General features: G+C 71.1%; 22 protein-coding genes. 9 read left to right on the top strand and 13 right to left on the bottom strand.

Annotation, left to right across the window (positions count from 1 at the left end):
• Nucleotides 1–161: 161 nt before the first annotated feature.
• The gene (locus tag FLL47_RS34795; RefSeq protein ID WP_144126908.1) at nucleotides 162–1568 is read right to left on the bottom strand and encodes a family 43 glycosylhydrolase; all 1407 of its coding nucleotides are present in this window, start codon (nucleotides 1566–1568) and stop codon (nucleotides 162–164) included.
• Nucleotides 1569–1756: 188 nt separating this feature from the next.
• Between FLL47_RS34795 and FLL47_RS34790 the strand changes: the two genes are divergently transcribed.
• Nucleotides 1757–2764, top strand: a complete 1008-nt coding sequence (locus FLL47_RS34790; RefSeq protein ID WP_144126907.1) for a winged helix-turn-helix domain-containing protein — start codon at nucleotides 1757–1759, stop codon at nucleotides 2762–2764.
• Nucleotides 2765–2822: 58 nt separating this feature from the next.
• Here FLL47_RS34790 and FLL47_RS34785 read toward each other — a convergent pair whose 3' ends face one another.
• The 3 genes from FLL47_RS34785 to FLL47_RS34775 form a co-directional block, all read right to left on the bottom strand.
• Nucleotides 2823–3812, bottom strand: coding sequence for an NAD(P)-dependent alcohol dehydrogenase (locus FLL47_RS34785; protein ID WP_144126906.1), 990 nt, complete (start codon nucleotides 3810–3812; stop codon nucleotides 2823–2825).
• Nucleotides 3813–3945: 133 nt separating this feature from the next.
• The gene (locus FLL47_RS34780) at nucleotides 3946–4569 is read right to left on the bottom strand and encodes a hypothetical protein (RefSeq protein WP_144126905.1); all 624 of its coding nucleotides are present in this window, start codon (nucleotides 4567–4569) and stop codon (nucleotides 3946–3948) included.
• Between the two features lie 85 nt (nucleotides 4570–4654).
• Nucleotides 4655–5305 (bottom strand): TetR/AcrR family transcriptional regulator C-terminal domain-containing protein, encoded by a 651-nt coding sequence (locus FLL47_RS34775; RefSeq protein WP_342780385.1) that lies wholly within the window; start codon nucleotides 5303–5305, stop codon nucleotides 4655–4657.
• A gap of 238 nt (nucleotides 5306–5543) precedes the next feature.
• On the opposite strand from FLL47_RS34775, the gene FLL47_RS34770 reads away from it, so the two are divergent.
• Together FLL47_RS34770 and FLL47_RS34765 are read left to right on the top strand one after the other, a co-directional pair.
• Nucleotides 5544–6089, top strand: a complete 546-nt coding sequence (locus FLL47_RS34770) for an RNA polymerase sigma factor (protein WP_186316082.1) — start codon at nucleotides 5544–5546, stop codon at nucleotides 6087–6089.
• An 8-nt stretch (nucleotides 6090–6097) separates the two neighbouring features.
• Nucleotides 6098–7279, top strand: a complete 1182-nt coding sequence (locus FLL47_RS34765; protein ID WP_144126902.1) for a hypothetical protein — start codon at nucleotides 6098–6100, stop codon at nucleotides 7277–7279.
• A gap of 106 nt (nucleotides 7280–7385) precedes the next feature.
• Here the strand turns inward: FLL47_RS34765 and FLL47_RS34760 are convergent, their stop codons facing one another.
• Both FLL47_RS34760 and tnpA read right to left on the bottom strand, forming a co-directional pair.
• Complete coding sequence (locus FLL47_RS34760) at nucleotides 7386–8474, bottom strand: DNA alkylation repair protein (protein ID WP_144126901.1); 1089 nt, start codon at nucleotides 8472–8474, stop codon at nucleotides 7386–7388.
• A gap of 229 nt (nucleotides 8475–8703) precedes the next feature.
• On the bottom strand, nucleotides 8704–9135 hold the full coding sequence (gene tnpA / locus FLL47_RS34755; RefSeq protein ID WP_144126900.1) for an IS200/IS605 family transposase: 432 nt from the start codon (nucleotides 9133–9135) through the stop codon (nucleotides 8704–8706).
• A 23-nt stretch (nucleotides 9136–9158) separates the two neighbouring features.
• Here tnpA and FLL47_RS34750 point away from each other — a divergent pair, with 23 nt between their 5' ends.
• The gene (locus FLL47_RS34750) at nucleotides 9159–10310 is read left to right on the top strand and encodes an RNA-guided endonuclease InsQ/TnpB family protein (protein ID WP_144126899.1); all 1152 of its coding nucleotides are present in this window, start codon (nucleotides 9159–9161) and stop codon (nucleotides 10308–10310) included.
• A gap of 41 nt (nucleotides 10311–10351) precedes the next feature.
• On the opposite strand, the gene FLL47_RS34745 is transcribed toward FLL47_RS34750, so the two are convergent.
• From FLL47_RS34745 to FLL47_RS34730, 4 genes are all read right to left on the bottom strand, one after another.
• Nucleotides 10352–11194 carry a DUF72 domain-containing protein gene (locus FLL47_RS34745; protein WP_144126987.1) on the bottom strand — a complete coding sequence of 281 codons (843 nt, stop codon included), beginning with the start codon at nucleotides 11192–11194 and terminating at the stop codon, nucleotides 10352–10354.
• Nucleotides 11195–11232: 38 nt separating this feature from the next.
• Complete coding sequence (locus tag FLL47_RS34740; RefSeq protein ID WP_144126898.1) at nucleotides 11233–12117, bottom strand: exodeoxyribonuclease III; 885 nt, start codon at nucleotides 12115–12117, stop codon at nucleotides 11233–11235.
• A gap of 97 nt (nucleotides 12118–12214) precedes the next feature.
• The gene (locus FLL47_RS34735; RefSeq protein ID WP_222106336.1) at nucleotides 12215–13087 is read right to left on the bottom strand and encodes an alpha/beta hydrolase family protein; all 873 of its coding nucleotides are present in this window, start codon (nucleotides 13085–13087) and stop codon (nucleotides 12215–12217) included.
• 178 nt (nucleotides 13088–13265) lie between these two features.
• On the bottom strand, nucleotides 13266–14297 hold the full coding sequence (locus tag FLL47_RS34730; protein WP_144126897.1) for a LacI family DNA-binding transcriptional regulator: 1032 nt from the start codon (nucleotides 14295–14297) through the stop codon (nucleotides 13266–13268).
• Nucleotides 14298–14543: 246 nt separating this feature from the next.
• On the opposite strand from FLL47_RS34730, the gene FLL47_RS34725 reads away from it, so the two are divergent.
• From FLL47_RS34725 to FLL47_RS34705, 5 genes are all read left to right on the top strand, one after another.
• Nucleotides 14544–15470: a carbohydrate ABC transporter permease gene (locus FLL47_RS34725; protein WP_144126896.1), complete on the top strand. Its 927-nt coding sequence runs from the start codon at nucleotides 14544–14546 to the stop codon at nucleotides 15468–15470.
• Nucleotides 15471–15472: 2 nt separating this feature from the next.
• On the top strand, nucleotides 15473–16402 hold the full coding sequence (locus FLL47_RS34720; RefSeq protein WP_144126895.1) for a carbohydrate ABC transporter permease: 930 nt from the start codon (nucleotides 15473–15475) through the stop codon (nucleotides 16400–16402).
• 55 nt (nucleotides 16403–16457) lie between these two features.
• Nucleotides 16458–17798 (top strand): extracellular solute-binding protein, encoded by a 1341-nt coding sequence (locus FLL47_RS34715; protein ID WP_144126894.1) that lies wholly within the window; start codon nucleotides 16458–16460, stop codon nucleotides 17796–17798.
• 231 nt (nucleotides 17799–18029) lie between these two features.
• Nucleotides 18030–20072 carry a beta-galactosidase gene (locus FLL47_RS34710; RefSeq protein ID WP_425457787.1) on the top strand — a complete coding sequence of 681 codons (2043 nt, stop codon included), beginning with the start codon at nucleotides 18030–18032 and terminating at the stop codon, nucleotides 20070–20072.
• A 142-nt stretch (nucleotides 20073–20214) separates the two neighbouring features.
• Nucleotides 20215–20712 (top strand): GNAT family N-acetyltransferase, encoded by a 498-nt coding sequence (locus FLL47_RS34705; RefSeq protein WP_222106334.1) that lies wholly within the window; start codon nucleotides 20215–20217, stop codon nucleotides 20710–20712.
• Nucleotides 20713–20766: 54 nt separating this feature from the next.
• Here FLL47_RS34705 and FLL47_RS34700 read toward each other — a convergent pair whose 3' ends face one another.
• From FLL47_RS34700 to FLL47_RS34690, 3 genes are all read right to left on the bottom strand, one after another.
• Nucleotides 20767–21195 (bottom strand): hypothetical protein, encoded by a 429-nt coding sequence (locus tag FLL47_RS34700; RefSeq protein ID WP_144126893.1) that lies wholly within the window; start codon nucleotides 21193–21195, stop codon nucleotides 20767–20769.
• Nucleotides 21196–21353: 158 nt separating this feature from the next.
• Nucleotides 21354–22016 (bottom strand): response regulator, encoded by a 663-nt coding sequence (locus FLL47_RS34695; protein ID WP_144126892.1) that lies wholly within the window; start codon nucleotides 22014–22016, stop codon nucleotides 21354–21356.
• Nucleotides 22013–23137 carry a sensor histidine kinase gene (locus FLL47_RS34690; protein WP_186316081.1) on the bottom strand — a complete coding sequence of 375 codons (1125 nt, stop codon included), beginning with the start codon at nucleotides 23135–23137 and terminating at the stop codon, nucleotides 22013–22015. The genes FLL47_RS34695 and FLL47_RS34690 overlap by 4 nt, the downstream gene beginning before the upstream one ends.
• Nucleotides 23138–23193: the final 56 nt, after the last annotated feature.

Genomic DNA, 23193 nt, shown 5'->3' with positions numbered 1-23193 from the left:
GGCTCTCCTCGGCTCGCGTCGGCTGCTGTGCAGTACGACTACGCGAGACCCGCCGGATGTTTACCAGATCCCGGGGTGCCGCGGCGCGTCCACCGCGGACAGGCCGCGCCGGGGAAGCGGGGCGCCGCCACGATGCTGCGGCGCCCCGCGTCTCGGCCGGGTCAGACCCGGGTGATGCGGATGGCGTCGGCGATGACCAGGCCCGTGCCGTTGGTCCACCGGCTGACGCCGACCTTGTTCTCGTCCCCGGCGGTCAGCGTGAACGTGCCCAGCGTGCGCCACGCGCCGCCGTTGAACCGCTGGTCGACGTTGACCGTCTGGTTCCCGCTCGCGGTGACGATCACATACGGGGCCTTGGTGCTGTACCCCGACAGCGACGGCCACCACGCGTCGACGCGGTAGGTGCCGGTCTCCGGGATCGCGAACTTGTACCAGGCCGCGTCGCTGGCCGACACCGGGTCGGCGAACCGGTAGTCGGCCCCGTACCGCTGCACCGAGTACGACGACAGGCCCCAGTTCGCGCTCGCGGTGAACCGCCCCTCGGTGGTGTTGTCGACGATCGCCGACCACGCCGTGGACGGGTTGTCCGGATCACCCGACGGCGGCGTCAACGCCGTGCCCACCGCGTACGGGCGGCCGAAGTTCGGGGTGCCGTCACCGTTCCAGCTGATCTTCTGCGCGCGGGTGGTGCGGCCCGCGTACGTGTACGCCGAGGTGGTCTTGCCGTGGTAGATGATCCAGTCCTCGGTGCCGTCCGGCGACTTGAAGAACCCGTTGTGGCCCGGCCCGAACACGCCCGCGGCGTCGTTGCGCCAGAACACCGGACCCGCGTGCTGGACCCAGTTGCCCGGCACCAGCGGGTCGGCGCCGTCGGCGATCGACTTCATCCACAGCTGGTAGTCGGGCTTGCCGGTGTCGCAGGTGGAGTAGACCAGGAACAGCCGCCCGCTGCCGCGCAGCCCGACCGCGCCTTCGCGCACCTCCGTGCAGCCGCCGCTGGCCGGCAGCGCCATCCGCGAACCCGTCGTCGACCAGGGCGAGTCCATGCGCTGCAGGTAGATCTGCGCCGGGCCGCCCATGCCGCGGCCGGGACCGCTCCACGCGAAGTACATCTGCCCGTTGTGCACGAACGGCTCACCGTCGATCGCGTACTCGCCGTGGTCGGCGATGCGCGCCTTGAAGTGATACGGCCCCAGCGGGTCGTCGCCGTCGGACTCGATCACATACGTGCGGTGGTTGGCGTCGACGCCGTTGCTGGCCGTGTAGTAGACGTACCAGCGCTGCCCGAACCGGTACAGGCCCGGCGCCCACATCTGCTGGTTGCGGCTCGGGTCGCTGTCGCGCCAGACCGTGTGCTCACCGGCCGTCGCCAGCCCCTTGAGCGTCGGCGACTTCCAGATCCCGATCCGGTCCCCGAGCGTGGTCGCCAGGTAGTAGTTGCCGTTGACGTAGGTCAGCGTCGGGTCCGCGCTGCCGTTGAGGGGGTTGGTGAACGTGCCGGCCGCCAGCGCGGGCGCAGCGGGTATGAGCAGCACGAGCGTCATGAACAGCAAAGCCAGGCGTCGCATCGGGTCAACTCCCGTCTCGGGATGGTGGAGCTCGGATGCGACAGAGCATGCGACCCGTCCATCGAGCCGTGCCACTCGCTTCGGGCAGGACCGAAGCGTGCCGCGACCACCCGTACATCGCCGCATCGCCATCGCTGATTGCCCGTATTGCCGGTCTCGGGTAGAGTCCGCGCAGCGGAGGCCTGACCATGCTGCGTTTACACTTCACCGCCGCAGACCTGGGCTCGCTGCGGCTCGCCTCGGGTGCCGACCCGCTGTGGGAAACCCTGCTCAGCCAGCATGCGTTGACCAGCGGGCACGGCCCGCCGGCCCTCGGCCCATGGCGTCGGCATGCGATGACCCGCCTCACCCCTGCGATGCGCGCCCTGCTGAGCCTGGCCCCGCCCACCGGCTACTCGCCCGACTTCCTGACCCCGACCCGCGGGCTCCACGACGTCGACGAAAGCCTCGATGCGGGCCTGGCCGAAGTGCTGGCCACGCCGATCGACCACCTGCGTACGGATCTGCGGCGGGTCCTGCCGCGGCACTGCCCGCGCGCGCGGACCGAACGGCTGGCCGACGGCGACCGCGCCGCGATGGCCGCACTGGCCGCCGCGATGCGCTCCTACTTCGAAGCGGTGCTCGCCGGCCACTGGGAGCTGATCTCGGGGCAGGTGGCCGGCGCACGGGCGCGCGGGGCACGGTTCATGGTCGACGGGGGTGTCGACCGGCTGCTGACGACGCTGCATCCGACTATCCGGTGGGACCCGCCGACGCTGCACGTCGCCTATCCCGAGGACCGCGACATCCATCTCGCCGGCCGCGGGCTGGTGCTGCTGCCGTCGTACTTCTGCCGGGGCACGCCGGTGACGCTGCGGGCCACCGACCGGCCGCCGGTGCTGGTGTACCCGATCGACCACGACCCCGACTGGGACGCCGAACGGACCCCGCCGCCCGGCGGCGAGCTGGTCGCGCTGCTGGGCAACACCCGTGCCGCGGTGCTGCGCGCGGCCCAGCTGCACCCGCACGGCTGCACCACCACCGAACTCGCCCGCCGGGTCCGCATCTCGCTGTCCAGCGCCAGCGAGCACGCCACCACGCTGCGCCGGGCGGGACTGCTGCGGACCCGCCCGTACGGCAGGCACATGCTGCACGTCGTGACCCCGCTGGGCCGCGCGCTGCTCACCGGACGTCCCGGCCCGCCGCAGTCGTGGTGAGCGGGCTCGCAGCAGTGCCGGCCGCTGCTCGCGGTGCCCCGACGGCCGGCCCGGCGCATCACTCGACGGTGATCACCACCTTGCCGCGGGCGCGTCCTGTCTCGACGTAACGGACCGCTTCGGGCAGCTCCGCGAACGAGTACCGGCGGTCGACGGCGGTGGTGACGGCGCCGCTGTCGAAGTGCGCGGTCAGCTCCACCAGGTCGCGGCCGCTGGCCGGGCCGATCGGGGTTGCGGTGATGACCGCCCGCTGCGAGGCCAGCTTGCCCATCGCCGTGACGGCGAGCATGTGGTCGACCGGCCTGAACCAGCGTCCCGCGTCGCCGCCGACGACGACATAGACGCCCGCCGGGAGCAGCACGCGCCGGGCGGCCCAGGCGGACGGGCTGCCGGCGATGTCCACGAGCGCGTCGAAGCCGCGGGCGACCCGGGTGAAGTCCTGCGCGGTGTAGTCGATCACGTGGTTCGCGCCGAGGGATCGGACGAGGTCCGCGTTGCGGGTGCTGCACACGGCGGTGACCTCCGCGCCCGCTGCTCGGGCCAGCTGCAAGGCGAACGTCCCGACGCCGCCGGAGGCCCCGTTGACGAGGACCCGCTGCCCTGATCGGACCTTGGCGTCGTCGCGGATCGCGACGAGCGCGGTCACGGCCGCCATCGGCACCGCGGCGGCCTGCTCGAAGGAGAGGCTGCGAGGTTTGGGTGCCAGCTGGTCCTCGGGAACGCAGGTGTACTGGGCGAAGCCGCCGCCTTTCACGAGGGCGTAGACCTCGTCGCCGGGCCGGAACCGGGTGACTCCGGTGCCGACCGCGGCCACCTCACCCGCGACGTCGCAGCCCAGGATCGGGCGGGTCGGTCGACGTCTGCCGAGGCCGCCGTCCATGAACCGGGCGACGACCGGCTCGCCGCGCAGGTGGTGCCAGTCGTAGGGGTTGATCGAGGTGGCGCGGATCCGGACGAGCACCTCGCCGGCCCCGGGCGCAGGCTCGTCGATGTCGGTGAGGTGCAGATTCTCGGGCGGCCCGAAGGAGTGGAGCACGTACGCCTTCATCGAGGTCTCCTGACCTTACGTTGTAAGTCTTACGTTGTAAGGTAGCCTTACGCCGTAAGGCGGTCAATAAGGGGAGACCCCTAGGTCCTATCGACGTCGATTCGTCGGGCAACGACACCGGCGCGGTGCCTGCTCAGGCGCCGATGTGCCCTCCGTCGCCCGTACCGAGCAGCGGCTCGGCGAGCCGGCGCGCGAGATCGTCCGGCACCGGCCACAACCGGCGACGCCGGGCATGGTCCTCCTCGCCCTGACGCTGCGCACGGCCTATCCCGGGCACCGCCGCGGCGAGGGCGATCAGCGCCACGACAAGCCCGCAGCCGAGCAGCACCGCGTCGAGAACCGCACCGGCGCCGGCCGCGAACGGCAGAGCGACGCCGAGGCAGAGCGCGGCGAGCCCGGCCAGGATGGCGACCATCCACCACAGGGGAGTGAAGGGATGCTCGTCGCGAAGATGATCGAGCATCTGCCGGTCGGTGGGACGGCGACGGCGGTACGCGTCGGCTGCGGCGAACAGCTCCGTCCGGCCCCGCAGCGCCCAAACCGCACGAGCGCCGACCCAGACGACGGGCAGCACCAACACGGCCGCCGCAATGAGGCTTGCGACCAAGGCACGGGACACCTCGAACCAGTCGGTGGCGGCCGCCACCACCACGACCAGCGTCACCGTCGCGAGCACGGCGCACACCGCACCCGCCGTCAGCAGCCACCGACGGCCGCGGCGCACGCGCTCACTGAGGGGGAACTCGACCTCGTCCAACACCTTCTCCGTTCAGATCGCCGCAGCAGGTCACGGCCGGGCACATTGTGCCCGACGATCTCCACCGGCTCACGGCGAGCAGGTGTCAGCGCCGCCGGTCGAGGCCGTCGAGGAGCAGGTCCAGCCCGAACTCGAACTCCGACTGGTCGTCGCACCAGCCCAGCGTCGAGTCGGGGTCGTCGTGCATGACCTCGGCCAGCATGCCGACGAGATTCGGCAGCCGGACGGCCATGCTCGCCAGCACCGGATCAGGTTCACCCGTCGTCGGCCCACCGCTCGGGGTGAACAGCTCCTGGCTGAATCCCAGCGCCCGGCTGCCGAACGCGTGCATCGCGTGATGGGCCAGGTCGTTGGAGAACCCGCCGTCACGCATGATGCCGACCAGGCCGTCGTAGTACAGCAGCACCGCAGGGCTGGTCGTGGTCCGCGACTCGAACACCGCAGGCGCCCACGGATGCCGCAGCAGCACCTGCCGGGCCGTCAGGATGCGCTCGCGGGCCGCGCTCTTCCACGCCGCGCCGCGGGTCGGCACCGCGATCCGGCCGACGGCCTCGTTGATCTCAGCCGCGATGACGTCGACGACGCCGTCGAGGACCTGGTCCTTGTTGGCCACGTGATGGTAGAGCGACATCGCCTCGGCCCCGAGGCTCTCGGCCAGTCGGCGCATCGTCACGGCGGCGATGCCGCCCTCGTCGGCGAGCTCGATCGCCGCCCGCAGCACGCGTTCCCGGCTCAACGCAGGCCGTGACTCGGTGCGCCTGCTTCGGGTAGCCAACGACATCAAGCCCTTCACTCGCAGCTCATCGTACAGGCAAGGCTACGGGCACCCGGTCGCGCGAGGTTCCGCCGACCGCCTGCCCCCGCCGGGGAACCGACACGCGCCGCCGACCGCCGATGATGCGTTACGGCAGGTCTGTAATTCCCGGTGCGCGGCTCGACAAGTACCCGTCGACAGCGCGACTCACGGAGGTGCCATGCGAGAACGGGAAGAACGACTGACGGAGCTGTTCCGCCGACATGCCGACGACATCCATGCCTACGCGTCCTGGCGCGTCGGCCGCCAGGACGCCCCGGACGTGGTCGGTGAAGTGTTCCTGGCCGCCTGGCGGTCCCTGGACCGGATCAGGGCCGGCGAGGAACGCGGCTGGCTGTTCGGCGCGGCCCGCAACGTCGTGCTGGCCCGCCGCCGCCACGGGGCCGCGTCGGCCGCACTGGACCGGCGCATGCTCACGCTGGCCGTCGACGAGTCCGAGCGGGACGGCGTCGCCGACGATGTCGCACAACGCGACCAGGTGTGCCGAGCGCTGGACACGCTGGGGGAGCGCGACCGCGAAGTGCTGGTCACCGCGACCTGGTTCGACCTGACCCCGGCCGAGGCCGCCCGGGTCCTGGACATCTCCCGGCCGACCTACCTGGTCCGGCTGCACCGCGCCCGCAACCGCTTCCGCTCGGCGTACCAGCAGGTCGCCGAAGCGGAAGGCAACCACCCGTCGGCCGCCCGCAATCCGTTGGCAGTGTGAGGAGCACCATGAACATCGACGAACTGATTCGCACCGCTAGGCCGCACACCTCCGCCGGCTGGGCCGGCAGCGACCGGGGACAGCAGGTGCTCGAAGGCGTCGTCGCCGCTACGCCGGCCGATCGCACCGCACGGGCCACGACGGGCCGGACACGGCGGCCCGCGCTGCGGATCGCCATGGCCGCAGCACTGCCCGCGGCCGCCCTGACCGCCGCGGCCGCGGTCTTCCTGGCCGGTGGCACCGGCACGACACCGCCTCGGGCCGAGGGCACGACATCGCCACGGGTCGACGCCACGGCACCGGCCACCGCAGCTCCGGCGCCGCAGACAGCTCGACAGTTCTTCCTGGTCGCCGCGGCACGGACCGAGGCCGGCGCCGCGACCCGCGGCCGCTACTGGGTGCTGTCCAAGGAGCACGCGGAACCGATCCAGGTCGGCCCGGCGACCCGCCCCTACGACATCCTGTACCCGCTGGGGATCGAGTACTGGGACGCGATGAGCCCCGCGTACGCCAGCACGGCCCGCAGGCGCAACGGCGCGGCCGGACCGATCACGGCCGAAGACATCGCGGCCTGGAAAGCAGACGGCTCCCCGACACGGTGGACACTGGCCGACGGAAAGCTCGTCATCACCACCGAGCCCGGACCGTGGATGCCGATGGCCGGCCGCCCCGCGCCCCGCGGTTCCCGGGAGCAGGCACACCAGCTGCCGACCTATGAGCTGGCCGGCGGTCAGGTCACCCTCGCCCAGCTGAACGCGCTGCCCACCGAACCGCGGACGCTGCGGCGCAAGCTGTCCGACATGCTCGGCCGCAGCGAGGTGCAGCTTGCCAACGACCACACCCTGTTCGTGGCCGTGAAGCAGCTCGTCTCCGACCTGCCGGTGTCCCCGCAGGTGAGGGCAGCCGCCTACCGGACGCTCGCCGAGGTCAAGGGCGCCACCATGCTGGGCACCGTCCAGGACCGGAACGGGCGTACCGGCACCGCGGTCGGTTTCGTCCGCAAGGACGACGGGGGCAGGTGGTACCAGACCCGCCTGATCGTCGACCTGGCCACCGGGCAGGCACTCGCGGAGGAGATCTGGGACCTCGGCTCGGGCCGCAAGCCGGCCGCCACCGGCACGCTGCGCAGCAGCGATCTCGTGGTGCGGGCCGAGTTCACCGACGACGCTCCGCCGACGACGGAGAAGTAGCAGCACCGGCCTGGCGGTGATGCGAGCGGGGGAGCTCGCCGCCCGGCCGGTCACGGCCGCGGCGTCCACGGGGCGCCGCGGCCCTGACGTGGGCGGGGCGGCGGGCTCAGCGGCCGCTGTCCTGAAGCGTGATCTCGGCGCCGGCCAGGACGCGGCCGTTGACCTGGATGTCGATGCGGTGCGGTCCCGGGTACAGGCGGCGCACGCTGACGTGCTGGAACGTGTGGCGGCGGGTGACCTGCCGGGGGAGGCCGGGTTCGATGTCGGCCGTGGTCAGCTTGAACACCTTCGGTGCGCGGGGTCCGCGTGCTCCGGCGTGGTGCACGACGTAGTCGACGGCGACCCGCACGCTGGTGTCTGCGGCGAGCGTGAACGCGATGGTGACCTGCCCGCCGATGGCCAGTGTGCCCGGCGTGACGGTGAGGTCGGTGACCGTGACGTCCGCGCCGTGGTCGAAACCGAGCAGTCCCAGCGCCTCCGGGTGGCCCTGCTTGATCAGGGAGCGCAGCGCGTGGCGGATCACCCACGCGGTGCCCTCGCCGCCGGTGGCGGCCCAGCGCCGGGCCGTGGCCAGGGCGACGTCGGGATGGTCCTTGGTGATGTCGTTGAGGTGGTTGGCGACCGAGCGCCGTACGTAGAGCTCGGGGTCGTCATGCAGCCGGTCGAGCACCGGGATGGTGACCTGCGGGTCGGCCAGCACCGGCACCCGCGACGCCCACGGCAGCCGGGGCCGGGAGCCTTCCGAGGCCAGCCGGCGCAGGTGCTGGTCGGGGTCGGCGGCCCAGGCGTGCAGCTGGGCGAGGGCGCGTTGCGGGTGCGCGGCCAGGTAGGGGCGGATCGCGAACTCGGCGGTGGCGTACGGGGTCAGCGCGGCGAGGGTGGCCAGCGCGTCGTCGGGGTGGTCCAGACCGTGTACGGCGACGTAGTCGGTGGCGGGCCAGCCGCTCCACATGTCCAGCGGGGTTGCGGTGACGGCTTCGCGCAGGACGCGTGCGGCGTGCGGGAACGGCTGCGGCAGGAACGCGGCCAGCTGCGCGGACACGGCCGACACGCGCTGCTTGAGCGCGAGTGGCGCCAGCCCGCTGCCCGCGGCGGCCAGGAAGTCCGCGCCGGCGAACGCGGGGTGGACGCGGGTGACGGCCGTGGCCAGCCGGGTGATGCTGGCGTCGTTGACGTGGTCCTTCAGATCGGCCATGCCTGTTCCCCTAAGTGCCCTGCTCGGTCCGGCGCCCTGTTCGCGCCGGTGGGAACAGTAGACACGACCCCTCTGACATGCTCGAATGCGGCGGCGCGGTCAGCGCGGGCTGAAGCGGGCCCAGAGCCGGTCGAGGGTACGGGCGGCGACGTCGCCGATCGTGTCGGTGGCGAGGTTCAGCAGTGAGTAAGGCTGGAACCCTGGCCCTTCAGGGCCGGGAGGAAAGCCGTCACCCAGCGGGACGTTTCTGGTTTTCGATGTATTCCTTGACCACGGCCAGTGGGGCTCCGCCGCAGGAGCCAGCGAAGTACGACGGCGACCACAGGTGTCCGCCCCACAGGTAGCGGGCCAGGTGGATACGGAACTCCTGGCGCAGATAGCGGGCCGAGACGCCTTTGAGGCTGTTGACCAGTTTCGAGATCGGCACGGCAGGTGGGTAGTGCACGAGCAGGTGGACGTGGTCGGTTTCGCCGTTGAACTCACGTAACTCCGCGCCGAAGTCGGCGCACACCGCACGCATGATCTCCTCGCAGCGGCTGAGGATCGGGGCGGTCAACGCCCCACGTCGGTACTTGGTAGTGAAGACCAAGTGCGCATGCAGGTTGGAGACAACGCTACGGCCACGCCGCACGTCCGGGTCGGGTGTCCATCTTGGTGACACAGACCAAATGTTACAGTGACCCGGTGAAGCTGGTTGTCCAGATTAAACTCCAGCCCACGTCGGAGCAGGAGTCGGCGCTGGCGGCGACACTGCGCGCGTGCAACACCGCGGCGTCCCAGGTAGCCGTTGTGGCCCGCCAGAGCGGCGCCTACCGCAACTACGACCTCCGCAAGCACGTCTACCAGGCCATCAAGGACCAGCATCGGCTCGGCGCGCAAGCGGCCCAGCACGTCATCAAGAAGGTCAGCGACTCGTACAAGACGTTGAAGGCCAACATCCGGGCCGGCAACCTCGGCAAGCCGGGCTCGAAACGCCGGGCGAACGCCGAAACCAAGCCGATCTCGTTCCGGTGGGATGCCGCGCAGCCCTACGACGCGCGGATGCTGTCCTGGCGGCCAGACGCTCGCACCGTGTCGATCTGGACCGTCGACGGCAGGCTCAAGACCGTGGCGTACACCGGGTCACCGCAGCAGCTCAAAGCCGTCGCCACCCTGCCGATCGGAGAGTCCGACCTCGTCCACCGTGACGGCATGTGGCTCCTCTACGCGAGCGTCGAGGTGGCCGAGCCGGAACTGATCGACCCGTGCGGGTTCCTCGGCGTGGACCTGGGCATCGCGAACATCGCCTACGACTGCGACGGTACCCGCTACGCCGGAACCAGGCTCAACGGTTACCGGCGGCGGCAGCTGCGGCTACGCAAGCGGCTGCAGGCAAAGGGCACCAAATCGGCCCGCCGGCTGCTCGCCCGGCGCCGCCGCAAGGAAACACGGCACGCCGCGAACGTCAACCACGCCATTGCCAAGACCATCGTGACCGAGGCTGTACGCACCGGCCGCGGGATCGCCGTCGAGAACCTGACGGGGATCCGCGACCGGGTCCGGCTCCGAAAGCCCCAACGGGTCACCCTGTCGTCATGGTCGTTCGGCCAGCTCGGCGTATTCCTGACCTACAAGGCACGCCGGGCCGGTGTGCCGCTGGTCCAAGTCGACCCCCGCTACACCTCGCAGACCTGCAACCGGTGCGGGCACCGCGACAAACGCAACCGCCCCGACCAGGAAACCTTCACCTGTAGGTCGTGCGGGGTCGTTGCCCACGCCGATCACAATGCAGCCCTCAACATCGCCCAGCGCGGTGTCGAGCGCTGGGGCGCAGTCAACCGCCCACACGCGGCCTAACCTCGCAGCCAGCGAGGGAAGAGACCTGCAAGCCTGGCCCTTCAGGGCCGGATAGTTGACAACAGGGTCAGTGGTTCGGCTGGCGCGGGCTGGGGCAGCGGCCGCAGGTCCGGCACCTGGGCACGCACCTGGTCGTGGAAGCGGCGGGCGAGTTCGGGCGCGTCGGCGTTGTCTGGGGTGTGGATGAACACGGTCGGCGAGCGGCCTTCGCGCAGCCAGCCGGTGACCGTTTCGACCCAGGGCTGCCAGCCCTCGACGGTCGCGGCGGTGTCGTCGCGGCCCAGGTAGCGGATGATCGGCCGGTCGGTGAGCGCGCGGGAGCGGTGCGGCATGCGTGGTTTCTTGGTCCACGCGTCACGTTCGGCGTCGCTGGTCGGCGGGGACCGGAAGAACGCCACGGTGTCGAACGGGACCCATTCGGCGTCCGCCGCGGCGAGCACGTCCTCGAGCTGCCGTATGGCGCGGGCGTCGTCGAAGAACTCGCGGTGGCGGACCTCGACGGCATACCGGTGGTCGGCGGGCAGGCGGCGCAGGAACGCGGCCAGTACGGGCACGTCGGCGGGGGTGAACGAGCCGGGCAGCTGCAGCCAGACGGCGTGGGTGCGCGGGCCCAGCGGCTCGATCGCGTCCAGGAAGGCGCGCAGTTCGGCGTCGGCGTCGGTGAGGCGGCGTTCGTGGGTGATCGGCTTGGGCAGTTTGACCACGAACCGGAAGTCCGGGTCGGTCTGCTGCGCCCAGGAGACCACGGTGCCGCGTGCCGGGGTGGCGTAGAAGGTCGTGTTGCCTTCGACGGCGTTGCACCACCCGGCGTACGCACGCAGGCGCTCGTCGGCCGGGAGCGGGTGCGGCAGGAATCGTCCCTGCCAGGCCTTGAGGCTCCACATCGCGCAGCCGACGTGCAGGCGTGGGGTGTCCGTGCCGGTCACTTGTCGTCCGGGGTGGCGGGTGCGGCCTGGGGCAGGCGGGCCTTGCCGCGCCGGGTGGCCGGTGCGGACGGCGGCGGCACGACCGGGCCGATGTCGCCGTCCGGGGCTTCGTCGAGGTCGACGATGACGGGGGCGTGGTCGCTGGGGCCGGTGCCTTTGCGGGCATGCCGGTCCACCCAGGCGGCCTTGACCCGGTCGGCGACCGGCGTGCCGGCGAGCACCAGGTCGATGCGCATGCCGAGGTCCTGGTGGAACATGCCCGCGCGGTAGTCCCAGTAGGAGAAGACCCGTTTGTCGGGCCAGTGGTCGCGGACGACGTCGTGCAGCCCGGCGGCTTGCAGGTCGGCCAGTGCGGCGCGTTCCGGGGCCGTGACGTGGGTCTGGCCGACGAACGCGTCCGGGTCGAACACGTCGGCGTCGGTCGGGGCGATGTTGATGTCGCCGGCCACGATCACGGCGTCGGGTCCGGCGGCGACGGTGTCGCGCAGCGCGGCGAGCCAGGCGAGTTTGTACTGGTAGTGGTCGGAGTCCGGGGTGCGGCCGTTGGGGACGTACACCGAGTGCACGCGGATCCCGCCGCAGGTCGCCGACAGGGCCCGTGCCTCGGGATGGGGGAAGCCGGGGCCGTCGGGGATGCCGACCACGACGTCGTCGAGTCCCACCCGGGACAGGATCGCCACACCGTTCCAGCGCGCCTCGCCGTGCACCGCGTACTCGTACCCGCGGTCGGCGAGTTCCTTGCTCAGCAGTTCGGTGAAGGCGGCGTCGCCGAGTTTGGTCTCCTGCAGGCAGAGCACGTCGGGTCGCCGCTGGTCCAGCCACGGCAGGAGCCGGGGCAGTCGCTGCTTGACCGAGTTCACGTTCCAGGTCGTCACCCGCATTTGATCCACGATATACGCGCCGCGGCGGTGGTGGAGCCGGTGGTGGCACACGTGAACGCGGCGGGGACCAGCCCCGCCGCGTTCGCGCTGTGGTGCTTCAGCAGGCGTTGGTGCGGAAGTCCGACACCGCCGTGCCGCCGTAGCCGCAGGTGAACGGCGTGAAGCGGGCGTCCTGGTTGAGGTATCGCTTGAACCACGAGACCAGGGCACGCGACAGGGTCGAGTTGGTCGACTGCGGGAAGAAGTGGCTGGCGCCGTTCAGTTCGACGTAGCTCTTGGGCCCGCTGACGGAGTTGTAGAACGGGATGGAGTGGGAGCCGACCGAGGCGATCGTGTCGCTCTCGCCGCCGACGATCTGCACGGCCTCGTTGATCCCGCTCCAGGTCTTGTCGCTGTTCCACGGCGCGATCGGCACGCCGGCCTTGACGTTGCCGGTGGTGTCGGCAGCCAGGGCCTCCAGGGTGCCGCCGCCGCCCATGGAGTGGCCGGCCACGCCGCGGCGGCTCCCGTCGGCCCGGGAGGTGATGGCGCTCGGGGCCGAGTTCACGGCCCAGTTCAGCGCGGCGAGCAGCTGGCTGCCCCGACTGGCCGGCTGGTCGTAGAGGCCGTTGGTCTCGATGCCGACGACGACGAAGCCCCACGAGGCCAGGCGCGGGCCGATCCAGCTGATGCTGGACCAGCGGGCGGTGAAGCCGGGGGACACGGCGACGACCGGGTAGCGGCCGGAGGTGGTCGGGTAGTACGCCACGCCGCCGCCGAAGCCGGAGACGAGGCTGGAGATGTTGTACGTGGAGACGGAGAAGCTGCCGTTGCCGGTGATGTTGGACGAGGTCGGCGCTTGGCCGATCTCGTCGGCGAACGCGGGCGAGGCAGTGCCGAGGGCGGTTCCGCCGGCCAGAGCGGTGGCGACGAAGGCGGTGGCGATCAGGCGGGTGAGCCGCCGGCGGGGGGACGAGATGGATAGCTGCACTGTTCCACTCCTGACGGTGAGGAACCAGCTGCCCAGCAGCGGTGCTGCGGGGGACGGGCGGCTGGTCGATCGAGCAGTGGAGTCAGTTTCATCGATGTTAACGGAACGGGCATCGGCAGAATCACCGGTCGAACCGGTGGCAGCCCGGCGATGCGGGTAAAGCGGGAGATGGGCGCAATTACCGGCTGGCGCCGTGCCGGGGCGGCGGGGCGGTGCTGGTGCGCACTTCAAGGCGGGTCGGTACCAGCGCGGTGCCGTGTTCGGTCTCGCCGCGTTCGATCTGGCGCAGGATGCCCTCGACGCAGCGGCGGCCGACCTCGGCGAAGTCCTGGTGCACGGTGGTCAGCGGCGGGATGAAGCTGCTCGCGTCCGGGATGTCGTCGAAGCCGACGACGCTGACGTCGGCGGGCACGGAGCGGCCCCGCTCGTGCAGGGCGCGCAGGACGCCGAGGGCCATCTGGTCGTTGGCGGCGAAGACGGCGGTGCAGCCGGGTTCGTCGGCCAGGGCGAGACCGGCGCGGTAGCCCGATTCGGCGGACCAGTCGCCGCGCAGCGGCGGGGGGATCTCGCGCCCGGCGGCGGCGAGGGTGTCGCGCCAGGCCTGGGCGCGCCGTCCGCTGGCGAACGACTCTTCGGGTCCGGCGACGTGCCACACCGTGCGGTGGCCCAGTTCGAGCAGGTGTGCGACCGCCTGGCGGGCGCCGTCGGCCTGGTCGGTGTCCACGACGGTGTAACGGTCCCCGGCGTCGGAGTCGACGACGACCACCTGCACGTTCGGCGGCAGCGTCACGGTCGCCGCGTCGAGCAGGTGCACTTCCATGATCACGATGACGCCGTCGACGGCGAGTTCGCCGAGCCGCGTGAACGCGCCGAGCACGCTGTCCTGGGTGGGCATCGCGACGGGGATGAGCGTGATGGCGTATCCCTGCAGTGCCGCGTGCGTGGCGATGGCCTCCAGCGTGCGGCTGTTGCCGGTGCTGGACAGGGTGAACAGGATCACGCCGATGGTGCGGAACTGGCCGCTCTTGAGCGCGCGGGCGGCGCTGTTGGGCCGGTAGTCCAGCTGTTTCATCGCCGCGAGGACCTGCTGGCGGGTGGTGCCGACCACGCTGGGGTGCCCGTTGGCCACGCGGGAGACGGTCTGCGAGGAGACGCCGGCGAGCTTGGCCACGTCGGCCATCGACACCCGGGGCGCCTTCGGCCGGCTCATCGTGTGCTCCCTTCGTGCGGCGTGTCCGGGGGGTCAGGTGCTTCGTGTAACGAATCCGAAACCGCTTCTTGACGCCCCTTCGGCGTCGGTGACACTATCACCGAGCTGATGTTTACGTAAACATTACGCATCGTTACAGAACCTTACCCTTTCGTGCATGCGCGGAGTGGTGGTGGCGACAGCGCTATGTTTGCGTAAACATCTGGTCTGACCAGCCATTCTTGAGACCTGTCGGAAGGAGGAGACATGACGGTGCTTGCCCCTCCGACCATCTCGCGCACCGGTCAAGCCGACCGGGGGAGACCGCGCCGCCGCCGGTCCTGGACCGGCTGGGCGTTCGTCGGCCCGTTCATGGCGGTGTTCGCCTTCGTCTTCGTCGCGCCCATCGCCTACGCGATCTACCTGAGCGTCTTCCGGACCCGGCTGATCGGCGGCACCAGCTTCGTCGGCCTGGACAACTACCAGCAGGTGTTCACCGACCCGCAGTTCTGGTCGGGGACCTGGCGGGTGACGCTGTTCCTGCTGGTCCAGGTGCCGATCATGCTGTTCCTGGCGCTGCTGGTCGCCCTTGCCATCGACAGCGGCAGGCTCTACGGCAAGGCCTTCTTCCGGGTCGCCGTGTTCATGCCGTACGCCGTGCCCGCCGTGGTCGCGACGCTGATGTGGGGCTTCATGTACGGCTCCCGGTTCGGGCTGATCGGCAACATCAACGACGCGTTCGGGGTCTCGCTGCCCGACCCGCTCTCCCCGGACCTGGTGCTCGCCTCCATCGGCAACATCGTCACCTGGGAGTTCGTCGGCTACAACATGCTGATCTTCTACAGCGCGCTGCAGGTCGTGCCGAGGTCGCTGTACGAGGCCGCCGAACTCGACGGCGCGAGCCAACTGCAGGTCATCCGGTCGATCAAACTCCCGGCGATCCGCGGCGCGCTGCTCATCGCGACGATCTTCTCGATCATCGGCAGCTTCCAGCTGTTCTGCGAGCCCGTGATCCTGCAGAGCCTCGCGCCCAACGCGATCACCACGTACTTCACCCCGAACATGTACGCGTACTCGCTGTCGTTCTCCGGCCAGCAGTACAACTACTCCGCGACCGTCGCGATCGTCATGGGCATCCTCACCATGATCGTCGCCTACGCCGTCCAACTGCGTGGCACGCGGAAGGACCGGTAGCCATGACGACGCACCCCCACCCCACGACCGCGGCCGCCCCCAAGCCGGCGCCGACCACCCGCACCCCCCGCAAGGCCGTACGCCGCGCTCACCAGCGGCGCAGCCCGCTGCTGACCGCGCTCACCGCGCTCATGCTGATCTACAGCCTGGTGCCGCTGGTCTGGCTGGTCATCAACGCCAGCAAGACGCAGGAGGGCCTGTTCAGCTCGTTCGGGCTGTGGTTCGCCGGCGACTTCTCGCTGTTCCAGAACATCCGCGACACGCTCACCTACGACAACGGCGTCTTCGTCCGCTGGCTGCTCAACACCGTGCTCTACGTGGTGCTGGGCGCGGGCGGCGCGACCGCGCTGGCGACCCTCGGCGGGTACGCCCTGGCGAAGTTCGACTTCCCCGGCAAGCGCGGCGTCTTCGCCGTCGTCATCGGCGCGGTCGCGGTGCCGAGCACCGCCCTGGCCGTGCCCACCTTCCTGATGTTCTCCAAGCTCGGGCTGACCAACACGCCCTGGGCCGTGATCATCCCCTCGCTCATCTCGCCGTTCGGGCTCTACCTCATGTGGACCTTCGCGGCCTCGGCCATCCCCGGCGAGCTCCTGGAGGCCGCGAGAGTGGACGGCGCGGGCGAGCTGCGCACCTTCATCCGCATCTGCGTGCCGCTGCTCGCCCCCGGCATCGTCACGGTCTCGCTGTTCACCATGGTCGCGACCTGGAACAACTACTTCCTGCCGCTGATCATGCTCAAGGACCCGGACTGGTATCCGCTGACCCTGGGCCTCAACGCGTGGAACGACCAGGCCGCCACCGCCGGCGGGCAGGCCATCTTCCACCTCGTGATCACCGGCTCGCTGCTGACCATCCTGCCGCTGCTGGCCGCCTTCCTGTTCCTGCAGCGCTACTGGCAGTCCGGCCTGGCGGCCGGCGGCGTCAAGGACTGAACCACCGACCTCACCGCTCAAGAAATGCGCCACACCCCCGTTTGAGAGGACACCGATGTTCACCAACCGACGCGCGTTCCTGCGCACAGCGGCGCTCGCCACGGCCGCGATCACGACCGCGGCCCTGGCGGCCTGCGGCACCGACGAAGGCGGCGACACGACCACCCCGGTCACCGCCGACCAGGTGCAGGCCGCGCTCGACAAGGGCGGCTCGATCACCGTCTGGGCCTGGGAGCCGACCCTCAAGCAGGTCGTCACCGCCTTCGAGGCCAAGTACCCCAAGGTCAAGGTCAACCTGGTCAACGCCGGCACCGGCAACGACCAGTACACCGCCCTGCAGAACGCCATCGCGGCCGGCTCCGGCGTCCCGGACGTCGCGCAGGTCGAGTACTACGCCCTGCCCCAGTTCGCCCTCGGCAAGTCGCTGACCGACCTGGCCGCCTTCGGCTCCGGCGAGCTCGACGGCACCTTCACCCCCGGCCCGTGGTCGTCGGTGAAGACCGGCGGCGGCACCTTCGGCCTGCCGATGGACTCCGGCCCGATGGCGCTGTTCTACAACAAGGAGGTCTTCGACAAGCACAAGATCGAAGTACCGACCACGTGGGACGAGTACGCCGCAGCCGCCAAGAAGCTGCACGCCGCCGACCCGAAGGCCTACATCACCAACGACACCGGTGACGCCGGCTTCACCACCAGCCTCATCTGGCAGGCCGGCGGCAAGCCCTTCGCCGTCGACGGCACCAACGTCAAGCTCAACCTCGCCGACGAGGGCTCCACCAAGTTCGCCACCACCTGGCAGACGATGATCAGCAACAAGCTGCTCGCGCCGGTCGGCTCCTGGAGCGACGGCTGGTACAAGGGCCTCGGCGACGGCAGCATCGCCACCCTCGTCATCGGCGCCTGGATGCCCGCCAACCTCGAGTCCGGCGTGCCCGGCGGCAAGGGCAAGTGGCGCGTCGCGCCCATGCCGCAGTGGACCGCCGGCGCCAACGCCGCCGCCGAGAACGGCGGCAGCTCGCTGGCCATCCCGAAGGCCGGCGCCAACAACGCGCTGGGCTACGCGTTCCTCAAGTACGCCACCGCCGGCGAAGGCGTGAAGATCCGCGTCGACGCCGGGGCGTTCCCCGCCACCAACGCCGAGCTCAAGTCCGCGGCGTTCCTCGGCAAGGAGTTCCCGTACTTCGGCGGCCAGAAGGCCAACGAGATCTTCGCGAAGTCGGCCGCCGACGTCGTGCCCGGCTGGTCGTACCTGCCCTTCCAGGTGTACGCCAACAGCATCTTCAACGACACGGTCGGACAGGCCTACGTGACGGACAAGCCCCTCGCCGACGGCCTCAAGGCCTGGCAGGAGGCGTCCGCCAAGTACGGCAAGGAGCAGGGCTTCACGGTCGGCTGACCGTAGCCCGCGTCGCGGGCGGGCCACCAACCCGCCCGCGACGTACCCCCGCGCCGCGGGCGGCACACCCCGACCGCCCGCGGCGCGGCCCCTGGCCCGACCGAAACCGTGCGGACGGCACACCCCGACCGCCCGCGGCGCGGCCCCTGGCCCGACCGAAACCGTGCGGACGGCACACCCCGACCGCCCGCGGCGCGGCCCCTGGCCCGACCGCACGACCTCGCAAGGAGCATCTCCGTGACCCACCCTGCCCGCCCGCAGTGGCTGCGCCGGCCCGACAACGTGGCGCCCGGCATCGCCTACGGCGCCGACTACAACCCTGACCAGTGGCCCCGCGCGGTGTGGCGCGACGACGTACGCCTCATGCGCGAAGCCGGGGTCAACATCGTCTCGCTGGGCATCTTCTCCTGGGCGCGGCTGCAGCCCAGCGAACACACCTGGCGCTTCGACTGGCTCGACGAGGTCATGGGCCTGCTGTACGACAACGGCATCGCGGTCGACCTGGCCACCGCCACCGCCTCGCCGCCACCGTGGCTGACCGCGAAACACCCCGAGATCCTGCCGGTCAACGAGCGCGGCGAGACCCTCTGGCCGGGCGGCCGCCAGCACTGGCGACCCACCTCGCCGGTCTTCCGCGAGCACTCCCTGACGCTGGTCGAGAAGATGGCAGGCCGCTACGCCGGCCACCCGGCGCTCACCGCCTGGCACGTGTCCAACGAGCTGGGCTGCCACAACATCTACGACTACTCCGACGACGCGGCACGCGCCTTCCGCACCTGGCTGCAGGGGCGATACGACACCCTGGACGCGCTCAACGCGGCCTGGGCCACGGCGTTCTGGTCGCAGGAGTACAGCGACTGGGCGCAGATCCTGCCGCCGCGCCTGGCCACCACCCACCCCAACCCGACCCAGCAGCTGGACTTCAAGCGCTTCTCCTCCGACGCGCTGCGCGACTACCTGCGGGCCGAACGCGACATCCTGCACCGGCGCACCCCCGACATCCCCGTCACCACCAACTTCATGATCATGGGTGGGACGAAGGGCATGGACTACGCCGCCTGGGCCGCCGAGATCGACTTCGTGTCCAACGACCACTACCTCGAGCCGGGCCCGCAGGCGTTCGACGAGCTGTCGTTCTCGGCCAACCTGACCGGCAACATCGCCGGCGGCCGGCCGTGGTTCCTCATGGAGCACGCCACCAGCGCCGTCAACTGGCAGCCGATCAACCTCGCCAAGAAGCCCGGCGAAATGGCCCGCGATTCGCTCACCCACGTCGCGCACGGCGCGGACGCGGTCTGCTACTTCCAGTGGCGGCAGTCCGCGGCCGGCGCCGAGAAGTACCACTCGGCGATGGTCCCGCACGCCGGACCCGACAGCGACGTGTTCCGGTCCGTGACCGCCCTGGGCGCCACACTGCGCGAACTCGCGCCGGTCGCCGGGGCGACCCGGGAGCAGGCACCCGCCGCGATCGTCTTCCACTGGGACTCGTGGTGGGCCGCCGAGGCCGACTCGCACCCCACCGACCGCCTGCGCTACCGCCAGGAGGCTCTGGACTGGTACACCGCGTTCCTGAACCTCGGCATCCGCGCCGACGTGGTCCCGCTGGGCACAGCGCTGGACGGCTACTCCCTCGTCGTCGCCCCGATGCTGCACATGGTCGGCGAACCGGTCGCCAAGGAGCTGCAGGGCTACGTCGAATCCGGCGGACACCTGGTCACGACCTACTTCTCCGGCATCGTCGACGAAAACGACCACGTCTGGCTCGGCGGCCACCCCGGCGCGCTGCGCGACCTGCTCGGCATCCGGGTCGAGGAGTTCGCGCCGCTGCTCGACACCGAGACCGTGACGGTCGACGAGGCACTGCCCGCGACCCTGTGGACCGAGCGGGTCCAGGTCACCGGCCCGGACGTGACCGTGCTGTCGCGCTACACGACCGGCGAGCACGCCGGGCACCCCGCCGTCACCCGCCGCACCGTCGGCGAAGGCTCGGCGGCGTACGTGTCGACCCGGCTGGGACCCCGGGGCGTCACCGCGGTGATGGACGGGCTGGCCGCGGCCGCGGGCCTGACCAGTGAGCTGCCAGCAAGTCTGCGCGGCGCCGTCGAGCTGGCGGTCCGCCACTGCGGCGAGGAGCGCTTCGCATTCCTCGTCAACCGCACCGACCAGCCCGTCACCGTCACCGACCTGCCCGGCGATCCGCTCATCGGAGCCCGGGGACCGCACGGCGAGCTGCCTCTGGCGCCTCGGGGAGTGGCCGTCCTGCGCCTGAGATGAGCGCCCCACCACGAGCCGGAAGACGGCCCGCCCTCACGCTCCGGCGGTCGAGGGCGGGCCGCTGCCGTGGCGTCGCGTGTCAGGCGAGTCGGGGAAGCGACCGGCATACTGACCTGGCTGTTAGCGCTAGCCCGGAGTTCACATGCCGCTGCACTTGTCACACCCTGTCGTGCGCCCCGCTCCCCTCGAGGACCTCGTGGCCCTTCAAGAGCTCGCCCGCCGCACGATCGACGCGAGCTACCGTCCGTTTCTGGGCGATGAGGCCGTTGACTGGTTCATCCACTCGGGCGCGTCGGACGATCACATCGAGAGCTGCCTGCGTCAGGGGCACGTCTACTGCATGGAGGCGGATAGGCAGATCGTGGGCCTGATGATTCTCGACGGGCTGACCATCGACCTGATGATGATCGACGTCCGTCGCCATCGCCAGGGCCTGGGCAAGGTGCTGCTCTCACAGGCCGAGGAGATGCTGTTCGCCCAGTACAGGGACATCCGTCTCGAAACCTTCGTCGGCAACGAGGCGGCCATCGCCTTCTACGAAGCGTGCGGCTGGCTGGCTGCGGGCCAGCTGGACTCGGTCGCCGATCTGCCCGCCAAGATCGAATTTGTCAAGCACCGCCGGGAGGAAAGCGCCGCATAGCGGTCAGCCTGCCGCGAGCACGTCACGCAGCAGGCTCGACGGCCGTCGCGACGCTCAATGGCGGTACTCCCGGTGCCGCCACAGCATGGCGGCGAGCATCGCGGGCAGCATCAGCAGGTGCCCGCCCATCATCAGCGCCTCGCCGGAGACCGCGCCGTACGCATAGGGCACCAGCAGGACCAAGAACGGCACGTACATCGCGGCGGACATCTCGGCAATGCGGGCCCAGCCGTGCCGCCGGAACCGCATCCACAGCGCCATGCCGATGGTCATGTTCGTCGCCATCACCAGCACGCTCAGGACCGTCAGATCGGACAGACCCGGCCAGGCCAGCGACCACAGCGGACCAAGGGCGAGCATCCCGACGAACATGGCGACGACCATCTCGGCGAAGTGCAGGGCGAACCGGAGGTTCTTGCGGGTGGCCGACCGGGCGGGTGCCTGGTCGGCAGGGGTGGTCGAGCCGGGCGAGGAGGTTGTCATGCAGTCATCCTGAACCGGCAGGTCCGTGCGCGCAGGTGCCGGAAGTCACGGTCACCGGTCACGACCGGTCATGACCGAGCGAGGTGGCCGCCGGTCGGGCGTTCGGCACGACCCGGACAAGGTCACCGCCCGGTGCCCTGGCGCGGCCGGGCCACGGCTCACAGCAGGCCGAGCGCGCGGGCCCGCAGCGCCGCCTGGGTGCGGTCGCGGGCGTCGAGCTTGGCCAGCACGCCGCTGACATGGTTCTTGACCGTCCCCTCGGCCAGGAACAGCGCGGCCGCGATCTCCCGGTTGGACCGCCCGTCGGCGAGCAGCCGCAGCACGTCCAGCTCGCGTTCGGACAGCGGCACCACCAGCGGCTGCGGCCGAACCGCCGCAGGCTCGTCGGGCAGCCGGGCGAACCGGGCCACCACCTTCGCCGCCACCGACGGCTGCAGCACCGCCTCGTCTCGGGCGGCGGCGAGGATCGCCTCCACCAGCTGCGCCGACGACGCGTCCTTGAGCAGGTAGCCCAGCGCCCCGGCCCGCAGCGCCGCGAACACGTCCTCGTCGTCGTCGAACGTCGTCAGCGCGATGACCCGCACACCCGGGTGCTCGACCCGCATCCGCCGGGTCGCCGCCACCCCGTCCAGGACCGGCATGCGCAGATCCATCAGCACCACGTCGGGCCGCAGCTCGGCCGCGCGGTCCAGCGCCTGCGCGCCGTCGCCGGCCTCGCCGACCACCACGATGTCGTCCCGGACGCCGAGCAGCACGGCCAGGGCCTCGCGGAACAGCGACTGGTCGTCGGCGAGCAGCACCCGCACCGGCCCGCGGCTCACCCGGGCACCTCGACGCACAGCGTCGCGCCCCGCCCAGGCGCCGATTCGATGCTCATCCGGCCGCCGGCGTGCGCCGCCCGCTCGCGTACTCCCAGCAGGCCGAAGCCCCGTGGGCCGTCCGCCTCGGCAGGGATGCCGGTGCCGTCGTCGCGGACCTCGAGCCGGACGGCGGCCGGGCGCGTGTAGTCGAGAACGAGCTCGGCCCGGGTCGCCCGAGCGTGTTTACGGACGTTGGTCAGCCCCTCCTGGGCCGCCCGGTACAGCGACTCCTGCGCCGCGTTGACCAGCGGCCGGGCCTGCCCCGTGACGTCCAGGCTGGTCGGCACACCCGACGCCGAGGTCTGCTCCGCCAGCACACGCAGCGCCTCGGCCAAAGGGACCTGCGGCCGCGGCTCGCGCATCGCGCCGACCGACCGGCGGACCTCCGCCAGCGCCTCCTCGGCCTGGACCTGCGCCTTGGCGAGCACGGCGTCGGCCCGCGCCGGGTCCGTGCCCAGCACCGCCCGCGCCGCCTTCACCTGCATCTGCACCACGGTCAGCGAATGGCCGAGCCCGTCGTGGATGTCGCGGGCCACCCGGTTGCGCTCCTGCGCCACGGCCAGCCGCTCGACCTGCAGCGCATACTCCCGCAGCTGCTCGTGCGCCCGCGTCAGCTCCTGACGAGCCTGCTGCTCACGCATGATCAAGTGGGTGAGCGCGGCGGCGAACGCGGCCGCGGCGAGCATGCCCAGCCCTTCGCGCAGCCCGGCCCGCCACTGCATACCCGTGTGCGCGAACGGGACCAGGCCGACCACCACCAGCGCGCCGCGCAGCGGCAGCAGCAGCACGCACTGGCTCACCAGCACCAGCAGCAGCAGGATCGCGCCCACCGACGCGCCCGACGCCACGAACACGACGTAGCCCAGCAGCAACTGGGCCGCCACGAACGTGACGTGCAGGGTTCGCCCCGACCGGCGGCGCACCCGGCCGAAACCGGCCGTGGCCGCCCCGGCGTAGACCGCGCCCAGCACCACCGCGGCGACCGGATGGTGCGGCATGGACACCGGATGCTCCGCCACGACGACCCCGGCGACCAGCGTCAGGTACGCGGCCACGGTCAGCGCGTGAAGGGCACGGTGCACGCCCTCCACTGTGGCCGGTCGGGTGCGCCGGGTCAACGAGAAGGTACAGCGCCACG

Origin of the sequence: Catellatospora sichuanensis (assembly GCF_007483665.1) — a bacterium.
GTDB classification, from domain to species: domain Bacteria; phylum Actinomycetota; class Actinomycetes; order Mycobacteriales; family Micromonosporaceae; genus Catellatospora; species Catellatospora sichuanensis.
The sequence above is the reverse complement of the archived record's forward strand: the minus strand, read 5'-3'. Positions and strand labels throughout refer to the sequence as shown.